This window comes from Leisingera sp. ANG49, from assembly GCF_059694505.1.
Genome location: NZ_JCATZN010000002.1, coordinates 311126 through 326006, shown reverse-complemented (window position 1 = coordinate 326006; position 14881 = coordinate 311126). Strand labels below are relative to the sequence as shown.

General features: G+C 64.7%; 13 protein-coding genes. 6 read left to right on the top strand and 7 right to left on the bottom strand.

The window, feature by feature from the left end:
- Positions 1-32: 32 nt before the first annotated feature.
- The gene (locus AC58NV_RS08000; protein ID WP_497226653.1) at positions 33-1241 is read right to left on the bottom strand and encodes a glycosyltransferase; all 1209 of its coding nucleotides are present in this window, start codon (positions 1239-1241) and stop codon (positions 33-35) included.
- A 237-nt stretch (positions 1242-1478) separates the two neighbouring features.
- Between AC58NV_RS08000 and AC58NV_RS07995 the strand changes: the two genes are divergently transcribed.
- Complete coding sequence (locus AC58NV_RS07995; RefSeq protein ID WP_497226652.1) at positions 1479-2849, top strand: oligosaccharide flippase family protein; 1371 nt, start codon at positions 1479-1481, stop codon at positions 2847-2849.
- Positions 2850-2907: 58 nt separating this feature from the next.
- Here the strand turns inward: AC58NV_RS07995 and AC58NV_RS07990 are convergent, their stop codons facing one another.
- From AC58NV_RS07990 to AC58NV_RS07980, 3 genes are all read right to left on the bottom strand, one after another.
- The gene (locus AC58NV_RS07990) at positions 2908-4152 is read right to left on the bottom strand and encodes a GumC domain-containing protein (RefSeq protein ID WP_497226651.1); all 1245 of its coding nucleotides are present in this window, start codon (positions 4150-4152) and stop codon (positions 2908-2910) included.
- A gap of 115 nt (positions 4153-4267) precedes the next feature.
- On the bottom strand, positions 4268-5194 hold the full coding sequence (locus AC58NV_RS07985; RefSeq protein ID WP_497226650.1) for a P-loop NTPase family protein: 927 nt from the start codon (positions 5192-5194) through the stop codon (positions 4268-4270).
- A 73-nt stretch (positions 5195-5267) separates the two neighbouring features.
- Complete coding sequence (locus tag AC58NV_RS07980) at positions 5268-5936, bottom strand: sugar transferase (protein WP_497227037.1); 669 nt, start codon at positions 5934-5936, stop codon at positions 5268-5270.
- A gap of 817 nt (positions 5937-6753) precedes the next feature.
- Here AC58NV_RS07980 and AC58NV_RS07975 point away from each other — a divergent pair.
- Positions 6754-7605 carry a 2-dehydro-3-deoxygalactonokinase gene (locus tag AC58NV_RS07975; RefSeq protein WP_497226649.1) on the top strand — a complete coding sequence of 284 codons (852 nt, stop codon included), beginning with the start codon at positions 6754-6756 and terminating at the stop codon, positions 7603-7605.
- Between the two features lie 62 nt (positions 7606-7667).
- Here AC58NV_RS07975 and AC58NV_RS07970 read toward each other — a convergent pair whose 3' ends face one another.
- The 3 genes from AC58NV_RS07970 to AC58NV_RS07960 all read right to left on the bottom strand — a co-directional run bounded on the left by AC58NV_RS07970 (position 7668) and on the right by AC58NV_RS07960 (position 9685).
- A complete protein-coding gene (locus AC58NV_RS07970; protein WP_497226648.1) occupies positions 7668-8228 on the bottom strand; it encodes a maleylpyruvate isomerase family mycothiol-dependent enzyme in 561 nt (186 codons plus the stop codon).
- Positions 8114-8467, bottom strand: a complete 354-nt coding sequence (locus AC58NV_RS07965; protein WP_497226647.1) for a maleylpyruvate isomerase N-terminal domain-containing protein — start codon at positions 8465-8467, stop codon at positions 8114-8116. Before AC58NV_RS07965 ends, AC58NV_RS07970 begins: the two co-directional genes overlap by 115 nt.
- A gap of 99 nt (positions 8468-8566) precedes the next feature.
- Positions 8567-9685: a THUMP domain-containing class I SAM-dependent RNA methyltransferase gene (locus AC58NV_RS07960; RefSeq protein WP_497226646.1), complete on the bottom strand. Its 1119-nt coding sequence runs from the start codon at positions 9683-9685 to the stop codon at positions 8567-8569.
- A gap of 268 nt (positions 9686-9953) precedes the next feature.
- Between AC58NV_RS07960 and AC58NV_RS07955 the strand changes: the two genes are divergently transcribed.
- The 4 genes from AC58NV_RS07955 (at position 9954) to AC58NV_RS07940 (ending at position 14879) form a co-directional block, all read left to right on the top strand.
- A complete protein-coding gene (locus AC58NV_RS07955; RefSeq protein ID WP_497226645.1) occupies positions 9954-11687 on the top strand; it encodes an ABC transporter substrate-binding protein in 1734 nt (577 codons plus the stop codon).
- Positions 11688-11843: 156 nt separating this feature from the next.
- The gene (locus AC58NV_RS07950) at positions 11844-12908 is read left to right on the top strand and encodes an ABC transporter ATP-binding protein (RefSeq protein WP_497226644.1); all 1065 of its coding nucleotides are present in this window, start codon (positions 11844-11846) and stop codon (positions 12906-12908) included.
- Positions 12909-12915: 7 nt separating this feature from the next.
- A complete protein-coding gene (locus AC58NV_RS07945) occupies positions 12916-14016 on the top strand; it encodes an ABC transporter ATP-binding protein (protein ID WP_497226643.1) in 1101 nt (366 codons plus the stop codon).
- Complete coding sequence (locus AC58NV_RS07940) at positions 14016-14879, top strand: carbohydrate ABC transporter permease (RefSeq protein WP_019298162.1); 864 nt, start codon at positions 14016-14018, stop codon at positions 14877-14879. Before AC58NV_RS07945 ends, AC58NV_RS07940 begins: the two co-directional genes overlap by 1 nt.
- Positions 14880-14881 lie beyond the last annotated feature (2 nt).

Sequence of the window (14881 nt, the reverse complement as noted above, 5' to 3'; positions counted from 1 at the left end):
GGCGTGGCCCGGAACCGGGCGGGAGCCCCCTGTTATTCCCTGAGGGCGGTGCGGATATGTGCTGCCAGCCGGGCCGCTTCCTTGGCGCTGTCGTGACACTCCAGCACACGGACGCGGCCGGCACGGCCCATGGCGGAAAGCTGATCCTGCGGAGTATGCGACAACTCCAGGACCGCCTCGGCCAGTGCGGTTTCATCCCCTGCAGGCACCAGCCAGCCGGTTTGCCCCGGCAGCACCAGTTCCGGCGTGCCGGCGATATAGGTGGCGATAACCGGGCGAGCAGCAGCCATTGCCTCCATAACCACCATCGGCAGGCCCTCGGCAAAGGAGGGCATCACCAGTGCATGGGCGCGGGCCAGTTCCTCCCGCACGCCCTCCTCTGCCAGCCAGCCGGTGAGGGTGATGTTCTGCTGCAGCCCTAGTTCTGCAATGGCCCTTTCCAGTTCCGGGCGCATCTCTCCATCGCCGATCAGCGCCAGATGCGCATCCGGGATTTTCTCCACCAGCTGCGCCATGGCGCGGACCAGAACCATCTGGCCTTTCTGTTCGACGAACCGCCCGATGGCGGCCAGCCGCAGCGGTCCTTGGGGCAACGGCCTGGGATCTGCGAAGCGCTCCGGCTCAATGCCGCAATGCACCACCTTCAGGCTGTCCCATTTGCCAAAGGGTGCCCAGCGGCTCAGTTGGCTTTTGCCGAAACTGCTGACCGCCACAGTGAAGTCCGCGCGGCTGATCTTCTCCTCCAGGGACAGCGCGCGGGGGGCGTCGAATTCCTCCGGACCGTGCACGGTGAAACTGTAGGCGGGGCCGCCCAGCACATGCGCCAGCATTGCCACAGCGGCGGAATTGGTGCCGAAGTGCGCGTGCATGTGCTGCACGCCCTCCGCCGCGCAGCGCTGTTTCACTTGGGCCGCTTCGCCGAGGTAGATCAGGTGCCGCATTACTCCCTTGTCCGAGGCGCGCGCCAGTCTCACCGCCAGAGCCAGCGCCTGTGCGAAACGGCGCGGGGCTGCCAGCACCTCTATTGCCAAGGTGGCCAGAAGACGGACTGCGCCAGCCTGAAGCACGTATTCCGTGCGCGCCGCCTCGGCCTGGTCGCCGGGATCGGCCAGAGCCGCGCCGGAGGGGCGCATCGCCAGGCGCAGAACCTCCACGCCATGTCGCTCCAGCGCCTGCAGCTCGCGGCGGATGAAGCTGTGCGAGGGCTGCGGATAGGTGTTCAGGATATAGGCAATCTTCAACGCAGCGGTTTCCCTGCAATAGCATGTATCCGCGGCAGGTTAGCGACGGATTGGCGGCTTGCCCAGCACCCCTTGCCGCTTGTCCCGCAGGCGTGGAGAATGCGGCACAAGCACCGGGATTGTCGCAGCATTTCCAGCGTTTGCGCTGCTCCAGCTCGTAGCAGGCGCCCCCAAGATTGACGCCCCTGCCCCGCCCGCCTAGCCTGCGGCACCGGGGTTTTGGGGAATTGCGCCGACATGCAGCGGGTGGCTTCGTTTTTTGCCGGTCAGGGAATGATGGCGCGGGTTCTGCGCTCCGCCTCCTGGCTGATGATCGGATATGGCGGCAGCCAGGCGCTGCGGCTGGCCTCCAACCTAATCCTCACGCGCATCCTGTTCCCCGAGGCCTTCGGCCTGATGGCGCTGGTAACGGTGGTGACGGTGGGGTTGTCGCTGTTTTCCGACGTCGGCATCGGGCCGTCGATTGCCCAGAACACGCGCGGCGACGATCCTGAGTTCCTGAATACCGCCTGGACGATCCAGTTGATCCGCGGCTTTGGCCTGTGGGCGCTGACGGCGCTCTTGGCGTGGCCTGCGGCCGCGTTCTATGGCGCGCCGGAGCTGCTGTTGTATCTGCCGATCGCGGGCGCCGGGCTGGCCATTGCCGGCTTCAACCCGACCCGGATAGAGACCGCGCACCGGCATCTGCTGGCAGGGCGGGTCACGGCGCTGGATCTGGCGGGCCAGGCAATCGGGCTGGTGGCGATGGTTCTCTTGGCGCTGGCCACGCAGTCGGTGATCGCGCTGGTGCTGGGCGGGGTCATTCAGGCCGCGGCCAAGCTGGCCCTGTGCCACTATGGCCTGCCCGGGGCCGCCAACCGGTTCCGCTGGGAGAAGGCGGCGGCGCGGGATCTCATTCATTTCGGCAAGTGGATTTTCCTGTCCACAGCCTTCTGGTTCCTGACCTCGCAGGGGGACCGGGCGATCCTGGGCAAGTTCGTGCCGCTGGAGGTGCTGGGGATCTACAACATCGGCTATTTCCTGGCGAGCTTTCCGATGCTGCTGGGCCATGCGGTGAACCAGCGGCTGATGATCCCGGTCTACCGCAACAAACCTGCCCGGGAGGCGCCGGAGAACCTGCGGCGGCAGCGGCAGCTGCGCAGCGGGCTGACGGGCGGCATCCTGGGGCTGCTCCTTCTGATGGCCTGGGCCGGGCCGTGGCTGGTGCAGCTGCTTTATGACGACCGGTATTTGCCGGCCGGGCCGATGATCGTGCTGATCGCGCTGGCGCTGGCACCCGCGGTGATCACCATGACCTATGATCAGGCGGCGCTGGCGGCGGGTGACAGCCGCGGGTTTTTTATTTTTTCTGCCGCCCGCGCCTGCCTGCAGACGGTTTTGTTCCTGGCGGGCGTGGCCTGGTTCGGGCTTGCGGGCGGTATTGCAGCGCTGGGGCTGGCGATGCTGGCGGTCTACCCGGTGCTGGTGCGGCTGGCGCGCAGGCATCACGTCTGGGACCCGCTGCATGATATCGGCTATGCGCTGCTCACCGTTGCGGCAGGCGCTGGGGCACTGAGCTGGCATTGGAAAGATATCGCGGTAATGTCAGCGTCTTTGGGAGCACTCTGATCAGTATTTGCACCACGCACTCCTAGCGCTGCCTGTCCCGGCGGGACAACGTCTAGAACTACGTGCCCCTGCGTTTGAACAGCCCGCGGCGCGGCTGCCGGGTGTCCATTATTGGGATCGACACCACGGGCACCAGACCGGTTTCGCGCTCCATTTGCGCCGCGGTGCGCAGCACCGGGTGCCGCAGTTCCTGCAGGAAGGCGGCCAGCAGCGCCAGAATAAGGCTGGCTGCAGCCCCCATCAGCGCCTTGGTTTTGCGCGCGCCGGTCACCGGGTAGTCCGGCAGCGGCGCCGGTTCGATCACTGTCAGCCGCTCTGCCTGATGGCCGGTTTCAAGACGGAAACCGACCTCCGCCTCGTTGCGGCGGGCGGTCATCTGCGCCAGTTCTCCCTGCAACTGCTCCAGCCGGCGCTCATAAGCGCCCAACTGGCGCTCAACCTCGGGCGTGGTCTGCAAGGAGGCCTCAAGCCCGGTCTTGCGCCGGGTCAGAAGCTCCTCTTGCGCGTCGAGCGTCGCAAGCTGCTGTTCAGCCTCTTCCTGCAAGCGGCGGGCGGTGGCAGCACGCTCTTTCGCCTGGGCCTGATCGGCGGCGCGGCGGATCTCGATGCGCTCGCGGGCAATCTCCAGCAGGCCCTCGTTCATCGCCGCGATCTCTGCCCTGCGGAATTCGATGGTGCCCGGAAGGGTCACGTCATTTGCGTTGCGGTAGGCAGCGATCTCATCCTCAAGCCCGGCGACCTGATCCGCCAAGGCGGCCTCCTTCTGGGCGAAGAAGCTGAGCGTTTCACGGGCCTGGTCGATGCGGGTGGCGATGCTGAGTTCAATGGTGCGGCGCCCGAATTCGCTGGCAACCTGCTGCGCGTGCTCCGCCGTGGGCATCCGGGCCGTAATGGTCAGCACCGAGATGGTGCCGTCGTCGGCAAAGCCCTCACGGGCGGCTGCAACGCCGGTGATCTGCACGGCAGTCCGCAACTGCACCACCTTCTGCAGGTCAGTCAGCGCATCCTGATCGGTATACAGGCCGAACTTCTCGATGATTTCCAGCAAGGTGCCGCGGGCCATCAGGCGCTGTTCGATCAGCTGCATGCGGCGGGCAGAGGAGCCTTCGACAGTGGATTTGGCCAGATCGCCGGCAATCTGCGGCTGGGTGATCTGCAGCACCTCGGCGGTTTCGTATTCATGCTGCTGGCTGGCGGCGAACCACAGCGACACCAGGCAGCCAAGGACAAACACGCAAGCAATGGTGAACAGCCTGCGCCGCACCATGTCGAGGAAGTCGCCCAGAGAATAAATCGGCCCCATCTGTCTGCTCTCATCCTGCCGGGGTGCCCGGCCCGTCCCAATGCCGCCGGCCCCGCACGGGCCGCCGCCCGGTTTTACACCATAGCAACCGGGCGAAACTATGACGTTGGTGCAATCAGTGCAGCGGGCTGTCCGATTTGCGCGCCCGGTTCAGCACCACCCCCAGAAGCTGGGTGTGGCCTGCCAGCATCTTCTCGCAGGCGGCCAGCTGCGCTGCTGTTGTGCCGGTGCCGTCGGAAATCAGCAGCACCCCGTCCACCTGCTGCAGGAAGGCCGCGGTATCGTCATGCTCCAGCACCGGCGGCAGGTCGAACAAAGCAGTGTCCGCACCACTGCGCAGCATCAAGTCGTCCAAGGCTGCACCGCAGCTGCGGCTGTGCAGGATTTCGGCGGCGTCCTGGTCCGCTGCGCTGTTCAGCCCGACCGCCAGCGACTGCAGCGGGCGCAACAAGCAGTCCTCCATCAGAGCCGAGCCGGAAAGAAACGCGCCCATGTCAGCTTGGACCGGAATTCCCATGGCCTGCGCCACCCCGGGGCGGCGGAAGTTCATGTCCATCAGCACGGTGCGGCTGCCCGGCACCCGGGCCAGGCTGAGTGCCAGATTGACCGCCGAGAAGGTGGTACCGCAGCCTGACGACGGTGCCGCCACCGCAACCCGTTTCCAGCCGCGGGCCTTCAGGGTGTGCAACAACCGGGTGCGCAGCAGGTCAAAGGACTTGGCCGCGGGCGCGGTGCGGAAGCGGCTGACCAAGGGCAGGCGCCGCTGCTCCTTTGCGCCACTGTCGAACGGAACCTGGCGGATCCGGTCCCAGGGCTCCGGCAAGGTGGCGGGCAGCTGGGCAGAAGCGGGTGAGGCTGGCGCAGCCAAGGGGCGCTCCCGATCTGCCTCGGCGGCAGAAGGCATGGCAGCCGCGGGCGCGCGACGGCGGCGGAACCGCTTGAAGCCTTGCTCGGTCATGCCGTCCTCATCTTCCTTCCGTGTCTCCTGCGGGTCCTGCACCGGGCTGGCGGTCAAGGCCCCTGGTACCGCAAAATGCTTCACAACCGTGCTCCCTGCAATGGCCGGCTGGTCCGCTGCCTGTGCCTTAAGGCTCGGGCAGCAGATCACACAGGCCTTAATATCCCGTACCCTTCAGCACCACGCCAACGGTCCGCAAGATCAGCGACAGATCGCGGCCCAGCGAAAGTCCGCGCCAGTATCCGGCGTCTGCCTGCGCCCGGCTGGCAAAGCTGCCCTCATTGCGGACCGACACCTGCCAAGCGCCGGTAATGCCCGGCCGCAGGGCAAAATAGGCACGCGCATCGCCGTAAAGCGGTAGCTGTACCGGCATCATCGGGCGAGGTCCGACCAGGCTCATGTCTCCCTTGGCCACGTTCCAAAGCTGCGGCAGCTCATCCAGCGAGGTGGCGCGCAGCAAGCGCCCGACCCGGGTGATTCGCGGATCGTTCTTGAGCTTCTGGGTGTCATCCCATTCCCGGCGCAGCGCCGGATCCGCGTCCAGGTAACGCTGCAGCAGCTGGTCTGCATCCCGCACCATGGTGCGCAGCTTCAGAATGCGGAACGTCTGGCCGCCGCGACCCAGCCGCGCCTGCGTGTAGAAGGGCCGCCCGCCCTCCAGCCATAACGCAGCGGCGCATAGCGCGATCAGTGGCAGAACCACCGGCAGGCTCAGCAGCAATAGCAGCAGATCCAGCCCGCGTTTTCCGCCCGCTGCGTATGCTCCGCTGCCAAAGCCGTTTAAGGCTTGCCGCGCCGGTGACGGGCCGCTCAGCGAGGCATTCATGTTTGCCGCCTGCATGTGCCGCGCTTTGAGAAATGGAGCGGCCACTTCCGACCACCCGCCTTCCGCGTCAACGCGCACAAAAGACAGCTCCGCCCGTCCGGGAACCATGTCTTTCATTCCACACCCCTCGTTCCAGCCGGTCGCCCGGCCGGACCGCCGCCGAATGCAGCGGTCAAGCAAAACTGATCCTGACAGTCCGCAAGCCATCGGCTGCGGAGTGCCGTTACTGATTTTCAGGTTCAAAACGGGGGCGCGCCCCCACGCGCCCGCGCCAATTTTTTTGCTGCCGTCCAATCCCCTGGCGGCGGTGCATTGCAGCACTCTGCCCTAATTAAGACATATTTAGACAATTGCGCGGAAAATTTTCGATTCCCCGCAAAAAGCCCTAAAACCAGGCCTTGCAAAAGGGAGTTCCAGAAACAATGAAAATGCTCTGATTGAATTGTTTCCACTGCGTACGGAGGCGCCACGGAATCAAAGCTACGGTGCAGGCGGGACTGTTGCTGTACTGCACGGTTGCGGGAATGCCCCTTGCCTCCTGAGGCTTAGCCCACGCCACTCGGACCGGCACCAACAATCGAGCCGTTTCCCCATTTTTTCTTCAACCTAATGGTTCCAGGCCAGGAGAATGCACTCGCCTTTTGATAGCTGATTGCCGGTGCATTATGCAATTCCCGGAAATGCGGCAGAGCGGCTGATTAGCCTGTGCTGCAATTACCGCTTAACTCAACGCCGCAGCCCAGCAGGCTGCGCACTTGCCGGAACCCGGAAACACCGCCATAAGCCACAGGAAACCGATGGCAGAGAGGGTGAGAACATGATGCAGCCTCCCGGCGGCGGCGGCAGCTGGCTGGCCGCCAATCTGGACGGAAACACACTGACCGCCTGGACCGTGACCGGCAGCACCGCAGGAACCGCGCAGGTGCAGCAGCTTCCGGACAGCGGCCCCGCTGCGCTGGCAGCAGGATTGCGGCTGATGCTGGCAGGCGACGCGTTGCCGGTGGTGCTGGGCGGCAGCTTCCTGGTCCCGCCGCACAGGGTGCCAGCCGTGCCCGCAGAGCTGCCTTTGACGGCAACGCCGCTGGAAGGTCTGACCATCCATGCCCTGCCGGGTCTCAGCCAATCTGTGCCAGGCGGGCTGATTCAGGGGGGGCTGGCCAGGCTCCGCGGCTTTCTTCAGCTTAACCCGGATTGGGACGGGGTGGTTTGCCTGCCCGGCACCGCAGTCACCCATTGGGTGCAGGTCAGCGCCAAGGAAGCGGTCAGCTTCCAAAGCGCGCTGACCGGGCAGCTGGCGGCAGCGGTGGCGCAGCCTATGGCGCTGGCCGCCGCCGGTGACTGCAGCAAGGAAGCGCTCGCCGAGGCGGCGGCGGACGGCATCGCCAAGCCGGAACTGCTGGCGGCGAGGCTGGCGGCACTGCAGGCCGAGGCCGCGCTGGGTCAGCTGCAGCCGGACACTGCGCGCGGCAGGCTCTGGGGGCTGCTGCTGGGTGCTGAACTGGCTGCGGCCCGGCCCTACTGGCTGGGCCAGAATGTGGCGCTGCTGGCAGAGGCGCCCCTGCAGCCGCTCTATGCCGCCGCGCTGGAAGCCCAAGGGCTGCCGGTCACGCTGGCAGATCCGCTGCGCATGACGCTGGAGGGGCTGAGCAGGGCCTGGGCCGCCACCTGACCGCCGCGCCGGCCTGCGGCGTCAGGTTTTTCGGGGTTTCCAGAACCCGCGGGGCCGAAACTTCAGCGGCCCGCCCTGAAGCGTGCTCCCTTGCCCGGCGGCGTCTCTGGCGGGCCGGCAAAGCACTGGGCAATACGCATCCAGTTTTCCGCGGCTGCACCGGAGACCTGCAGCCGGGTATCCTGGATACTGCGCACCTGAGCGACGACCCGTGCAAACTCCACCGCAGAGCCTTTGACATAATCCGCGCCCTGCGGGGGATTCCACTCCCAGACCGCCCCCGATGGCCCGGTCAGCTGGACGAAAGGCGCGGGCTCCGGCACGTCCAGCGCGCGGTTGCGGAAGCTCCAGCCATAGGTCGCCACCCCCAGATGCGCGATGTTGCGGATGCGGTCCTGCTCCTGCCGATCATGCCCCAAGAGGTCGAACACCTCCTGCCCGTGCGCCCAGGTCTCCATCTGCCGGGCGGTCACGGAACTGAGCGCGCTCATGTCCGGCCCGATCCATTTCAGCCGTGCTTTGGGGTCAGCTTCGGCGAAAGCATCAGCGCAGCGCTCCGCCCCGTCCCGCCAGGCCGCGAACAACGCCGGCCTGATAGGCCGTCCAGCCAGGGAAACTGGCATTCGAGGATGGAGCGGCCCGCATGCATGTCCCGCAGGACCGGCGCGATGAAGGCAGCAAAGGCTTCCTCGCCCCGCAGCGACGCCTCTGCCGCAGCGTTGAACAGGTGCAGATGCCCCAGCACATGATCAATGGTCCAGCCCTTGAACTGGGTTTCGCGGTGAAACTCCGCCTCCGGCAGGTCCTCAAGGATGGCTGCCAGGGCGCGGCTCTCTGCGCGGAAATCTTCGGCTTGCTGCATGAAACCTCCCCTCATTTTGTCCAAGGCAGGATAGCCACGCGGGACGCCGGGCCGGAACAAGGACCATGCGTCACGAAGGGAGTCAAAGAGGCCGCGGCCTCAGGGCAGCGGAGCAGTCTTGAACAGGCGGATTTTCAGGCCGCCGTGTGCGACCGGCGCACCGAACGGCAGGAACGGCAGATTGGTTGCCTTGGCGAGGCTGGTCTCCGAGGTGACAATACCCACACGCCAGCCAGAGAAGCGCTCCTTCAGCACCTGCCCCAATGCACCGTAAAGAGCATAGAGCAGTTTCTTGTTGCCGATCCGGGCGCCATAGGGCGGGTTGACGATGACCAGGCCCGGCAGGCCGTCGGGACGCTGCAGGTCGCTGACCGCGGCCTGGGCAAAACGGGTGCAATCGGCCACGCCCGCCCGGTCCGCATTGGCAGCGGCCATCTCCACGGCGCCCGCGTTGCGGTCGGAGCCGTAGAACAGCATTTCCGTTTCGCGCGTCTCGCCCTGCTGCTTCAGCGCGGCCCAGGCGTCCGCATCAAAGGTTGCCAGCTGCTCAAAGGCAAAGCTGCGGCTGCGGCCGGGCAGCAGGCCCTTGGCGATCTCTGCTGCTTCGATCACAAAGGTGCCGGAGCCGCACATCGGGTCGACCACCGGCTCCGCCCCGTCAAAACCGCATTCGCGCAGGAACAGGGCGGCAAGGTTTTCCCGCATCGGCGCCTTGCCGACCGCAGACTTGTGGCCGCGCTTGTGCAACCCCTCGCCCGAGGTGTCGACGCTGAAGACGCAGAGGTTGTCCTCGATCCTGAGCTTGACCGTCAGTTCCGCGTCCTTGCTGACGGGGGCCCCGAGGGTTTCGGCAATCGCCTTTTCCACACGCTGGGCAGCAGCGCCGGCGTGGTAGATCTTGGACTTCTTGTTGGTGGAAACCTCCACCTTCACCGGCACATCCGAGCGCAGCACATCGCCCCAAGGGAACTTGCGCGACCGTTTGTCGAGCTGGGCCAGATGGAAGGCGCGGAATTCGCCGATCCGCGCCAGCACCCGTGCAGCGCCGCGCACAGACAAGTTGGCACGCCAGACCTCGACCCAGCCTCCCTGCACCGTGACGCCGCCCGGCACTGCCTTGGGGGCAGCAAAACCCAGCTCCTTGGCCTCGGCCAGCAGCGCCAGCTCCAGTCCCGGCGGCGCAGTCAGGAAAATCTCGAATGTGTTGTCTTGCGTCATGCTGCCCTCCTTAGACGCAAAGCCGATCCGCGGCGACTGTTTTTTCCGGTCGCGCCATGAGAGAAACTGCCGTTGCGTTACAACCGCGGATGCTGCACCGCGGCATTGCGACTGCGCTCACAAGGTTCAATAATTATTACTTAAATTCAATAAGTTACTCATTACTAAAAAATTAGTTTGACAACATAATCCAACCTATGAAAGCTCTATGGCAGTCAGATGCAGCCAATGCACAACTGGCTTTAAGCGACTTTCAGGGAGGAAAAAGATGCGGAAGTATCTTTTGTCCGCAGCCGCCGTTTGCGCGATGGTTGCGGGATCGATTGGCTATGCCGATGAAATGGCGGCCAAGAAATGGATTGATGAAGAATTTCAGCCTTCGGTGCTGACCAAGGATGAGCAGCTGTCTGAGCTGCAGTGGTTCATCCAGGCAGCAGAGCCGTTCAAAGGCATGGAAATCAACGTGCTGTCGGAAGGCATCCCGACGCACTCCTACGAATCCGAGGTGCTGACCAAGGCCTTCGAGGAAATCACCGGCATCAAGGTGAACCACCAGATCCTGGGTGAAGGCGAGGTCGTTCAGGCCGTGCAGACCCAGATGCAGACCAAGCGGAACCTCTATGACGCCTACGTCAATGACTCCGACCTGATCGGCACCCACTCGCGCCTGCAGCTGGCCTACAACCTGACCGACATGATGGCAGGCGACTTCAAGGACGTGACCAACCCCGGCCTCGACCTGGATGACTTCATGGGCACCCAGTTCACCACCGGCCCGGACGGCGACCTGTACCAGCTGCCCGACCAGCAGTTCGCGAACCTGTACTGGTTCCGCAAGGACTGGTTCGACCGCGAAGACCTGCAGGCCGCGTTCAAGGAAAAGTACGGCTATGACCTGGGCGTTCCGGTCAACTGGTCGGCGTATGAGGACATCGCCGAGTTCTTCAGCGAGCACGTCAAGGAAATCGACGGCACCGCGATCTATGGCCACATGGATTACGGCAAGCGCGCACCGGACCTTGGCTGGCGGATGACCGATGCCTGGCTGTCGATGGCAGGTGCAGGATCGAAGGGTGAGCCGAACGGCGTGCCGATCGACGAATGGGGCATCCGGATGGAAGACGGCTCCTGCAACCCGGCCGGTGCCAGCGTGACCCGCGGCGGCGCCGCCAACGGCCCGGCAGCGGTCTATGCGATCCGCAAGTGGGACGAATGGCTGCGCAAATACGCGCCTCCGGGTGCGGCGTCTTATGACTTCTACCAGTCGCTGCCGGCTCTGGCACAGGGCAACGTGGCGCAGCAGATCTTCTGGTACACCGCCTTTACCGCCGACATGGTGAAGCCGCAGTCCGAAGGCAACAACACCGTCGACGCCGAGGGCAACCCGCTGTGGCGGATGGCGCCCAGCCCGCACGGCCCCTACTGGGAAGAAGGCCAGAAGGTCGGTTATCAGGACGTGGGCTCCTGGACCTTCCTCAAGTCCACCCCGCTGGACCGCGCACAGGCTGCCTGGCTCTATGCCCAGTTCGTGGTGTCCAAGACCGTGGACGTGAAGAAATCGCACGTTGGCCTGACCTTCATCCGCGACTCTTCCGTGAACCACGAGAGCTTCACCGAGCGCGCACCCAAGCTGGGCGGCCTGGTCGAGTTCTACCGCTCGCCCGACCGCGTCGCATGGTCGCCGACCGGCATCAACGTGCCGGACTATCCGAAGCTGGCCCAGATCTGGTGGCAGCAGATTGGTGACGTGAACTCCGGCGCCTTCACGCCGCAGGAAGCGATGGACCGTCTGGCCGAGGAAATGGACATCACCATGGCCCGTATGCAGCGTGCGGACGAGCAGGCCAACGTCTATGGCGGCTGCGGCCCGCGCCTGAACGAAGAGAAGGACGCGGAGTGGTGGTACGCCAATGGCGGCGCCAAACCGCCGCTGGAGAACGAGAAGCCGCAGGGCCAGACCGTCAACTATGACGAGCTGGTGGCTCGCTGGGCAACCAACTAAGGCCTCCTCCCGGTCCGGCCAGCGATCCCCATCATCTGGCCGGGCTGCATCAGGCCCCGGAGACCCTTTCCCGTCATCCGGGGCCCTTTTCCCCAAGATCAGAGCGCGCCTCTGCCCCGCGCGCGAACAGGCCGCCTGCCGGAAAGTCAAAGCAAGATGGCACTCGAACTCAAGGGTGTGACCAAGCGCGTCGGCGCCATTCAGCACATCAAGGATACCTCCCTGCTGCTGGAGCCCGGTCACTTCAACGTCCTCCTCGGCGCCACTGGCTCCGGAAAAACCTCACTCATAAAACTGATGGCGGGCCTCGACCCGATGGCCAGCGGCCAGGTGCTGATGGATGGCGAGGATGTCAGCCGTCTCAGCACCCAGAAGCGCAACATCAGCCTGGTGCATCAGTTCTTCATCAACTACCCGCATATGACGGTGTTCGAAAACATCGCCTCGCCGCTGAAAGTGGCTGGAATGGCGAAGTCGGAGATCGAAGGCCGCGTCGAGGAAGCTGCAGCGATCCTGCAGCTGAAGCCGATGCTGCACCGCCGCCCGCATGAGCTGTCCGGCGGCCAGCAGCAACGCTGCGCCCTGGCCCGAGCGATTGCCAAGGAAAGCCGCGCGGTGTTCCTGGATGAGCCGCTGGCCAACCTCGACTACAAGCTGCGCGAGGAGCTGCGCGACCAGCTGCCCGAACTGTTTGCCGGCCGCGGCGCGGTGGTGGTCTACGCGACCTCCGAACCGGAAGAGGCGCTGCTTCTGGGCGGCAAGACCGCACTGATGCGCGACGGCCGCGTGACCCAGTTCGGCCCCACCGCGGAGATCTACCGCAACCCCGGCAATGTCGATGCGGCGCGGGTGTTCTCCGACCCGCCGATCAACACCGCCGAGATCACCAAGCAGGGCAGCATGGCCCGCCTGGGCGCCGGCGTCACCTGGGAGCTGAGCGGCGCTGCCGTTGGGTTGGCAGATGGCACGTACACCATCGCCATCCGCCCGCACCACGTGCTGCCTGTCGCGAAAAACGGCGCCCATGTGCAGCTGTCAGGCCAGGTGCAGGTGACGGAACTCTCCGGCTCCGAAAGCTCCGCCCATTTCGACATGGGTTCCGGCAGCTGGGTCTCGCTGGCCCACGGCGTCCACCCCTACCGCGTGGGCGAGCTGCACGACTTCTACATGGACCCCGCGCAGGCATATTTCTTTGCCCCCGACGGCAGCCGCGCGGCGTGAGGCATCAATGGCTAAAATAACTCTCTCCAAACTGCGCCACAGCTATCTTTCGGCACCGAAGTCCGACTCGGATTACGCGCTGAAGGAAATCGACCTCGACTGGACCGACGGCGGCGCTTATGCGCTGCTCGGCCCCTCGGGCTGCGGCAAATCCACCCTTCTGAACATCATCTCGGGCCTGCTGGTGCCGTCCGAAGGCCAAATCCTGTTTGACGGCCAGGACGTGACCGCCCTGCCCCCGGATCAGCGCAACATCGCCCAGGTGTTCCAGTTCCCGGTGATCTACGACACCATGACTGTGTACGACAACCTGGCGTTTCCGCTGCGCAACCGCGGACGGGACGAGGCCACCGTGCACGAACGGGTGATGGCGATTGCCGAAATGCTCGAAGTCACCGAGATGCTGGACCAGAAGGCGGCAGGCCTGTCACCTGACAATAAACAGAAGATCTCCATGGGCCGCGGCCTGGTGCGCGAGGATGTGAACGTGGTGATGTTCGACGAGCCGCTCACCGTGATCGACCCGCATCTGAAGTGGAAGCTGCGCTCCAAACTGAAGGAGCTGCACCAGCGGGTGAAGGCGACGATGATCTACGTCACCCACGACCAGACCGAAGCGCTGACCTTCGCCGATCAGGTGGTGGTGATGCAGCTGGGTGAGGTGGTGCAGATCGGCACGCCGGTGGAGCTGTTCGAGCGCCCCGCGCATACCTTTGTCGGCCATTTCATCGGCTCGCCCGGGATGAACATCCTGCCCTGTGAACTGCAGCATGGAGCCGCGGTTTTTGCAGGCCAGCAGATTGCACTGGAAGGCCCCATTCAAGGCACCTCGGAGGGCCAGACCGAAATCGGCATCCGCCCGGAGTTCGTCTCGCTGGCGGACCACGGCCTGCCCGCCATGGTCACCAAGGTCTCAGACATCGGCCGCCACACGGTGGTGGAATGCGATGCCGGCGGCTGCCGCATCAACGCCGTGACCGAAGGCGCCGCGCCGGAAAAAGGCAGCGCCGTTCATCTGGCCTTCCGCCAGGACATGACGCGGCTTTACGTGGACGGCTGGCTTGCCACCGCCCCGGCCAATGCCACCGGCGAACAAGGAGCAGCCTGATGAAAACCGAAAACCAGAAAGCCTGGTTCTTTGTCCTGCCGGTGCTGGCGCTGGTAGCCTTCAACGCGCTGATTCCGATGATGACGGTGGTCAACTACTCGGTGCAGGAGACCTTTGGCGACAACGTGTTCTTCTGGCAGGGCCTGGACTGGTTCCAGCAGATCCTGCGCTCCGACCGCTTCCACGCGGCGCTTGGCCGCCAGTTCCTGTTCACTTTCCTGATCCTGATCATCGAGGTGCCGCTGGGCATCGCGATTGCGCTGTCGATGCCGCGCAAGGGCTTCTGGGTGCCCGTCTGCCTGGTGCTGATGGCGCTGCCGATGCTGATCCCGTGGAACGTGGTCGGCGCGATGTGGAACATCTTCACCCTGCCCGACATCGGCCTCTTGGGCTACTTCCTGAACCATGTGCTGGGAATCTCCTATGACATGACGCAGGATCCGGTTGCGGCCTGGGTGACCATTGTCACCATGGACGTCTGGCACTGGACCTCGCTGGTGGTGCTGCTGAGCTATGCCGGCCTGGTGTCGATCCCCGACGCCTACTACCAGGCGGCCAAGATCGACGGCGCATCTAACTGGGCGGTGTTCCGGTTCATCCAGCTGCCGAAGATGAAGACGGTGCTGACCATCGCCATCCTGCTGCGCTTCATGGACAGCTTCAACATCTACACCGAGCCGTTCGTGCTCACCGGCGGCGGCCCCGGCAACTCTACCACGCTTTTGTCGATCGACCTGGTGAAAATCGCGCTTGGCCAGTTCGACCTCGGCCCCGCCGCTGCAATGTCGCTCATCTATTTCGCAATCACGCTCCTGGTCTCCTGGCTGTTCTACACGCTGATGACCAAGGACGACCTGAACTAAGG

Bases quoted from the DNA above. Each gene is read 5' to 3' on its own strand.
- AC58NV_RS07995 (WP_497226652.1), top strand. From the start codon at position 1,479: ATGCAGCGGGTGGCTTCGTTTTTTGCCGGTCAGGGAATGATGGCGCGG.
- AC58NV_RS07990 (WP_497226651.1), bottom strand. From the start codon at position 4,152: ATGGGGCCGATTTATTCTCTGGGCGACTTCCTCGACATGGTGCGGCGC.
- AC58NV_RS07980 (WP_497227037.1), bottom strand. From the start codon at position 5,936: ATGAATGCCTCGCTGAGCGGCCCGTCACCGGCGCGGCAAGCCTTAAAC.
- AC58NV_RS07975 (WP_497226649.1), top strand. From the start codon at position 6,754: ATGATGCAGCCTCCCGGCGGCGGCGGCAGCTGGCTGGCCGCCAATCTG.
- AC58NV_RS07970 (WP_497226648.1), bottom strand. From the start codon at position 8,228: ATGCCAGTTTCCCTGGCTGGACGGCCTATCAGGCCGGCGTTGTTCGCG.
- AC58NV_RS07965 (WP_497226647.1), bottom strand. From the start codon at position 8,467: ATGCAGCAAGCCGAAGATTTCCGCGCAGAGAGCCGCGCCCTGGCAGCC.
- AC58NV_RS07960 (WP_497226646.1), bottom strand. From the start codon at position 9,685: ATGACGCAAGACAACACATTCGAGATTTTCCTGACTGCGCCGCCGGGA.
- AC58NV_RS07955 (WP_497226645.1), top strand. From the start codon at position 9,954: ATGCGGAAGTATCTTTTGTCCGCAGCCGCCGTTTGCGCGATGGTTGCG.
- AC58NV_RS07950 (WP_497226644.1), top strand. From the start codon at position 11,844: ATGGCACTCGAACTCAAGGGTGTGACCAAGCGCGTCGGCGCCATTCAG.
- AC58NV_RS07945 (WP_497226643.1), top strand. From the start codon at position 12,916: ATGGCTAAAATAACTCTCTCCAAACTGCGCCACAGCTATCTTTCGGCA.
- AC58NV_RS07940 (WP_019298162.1), top strand. From the start codon at position 14,016: ATGAAAACCGAAAACCAGAAAGCCTGGTTCTTTGTCCTGCCGGTGCTG.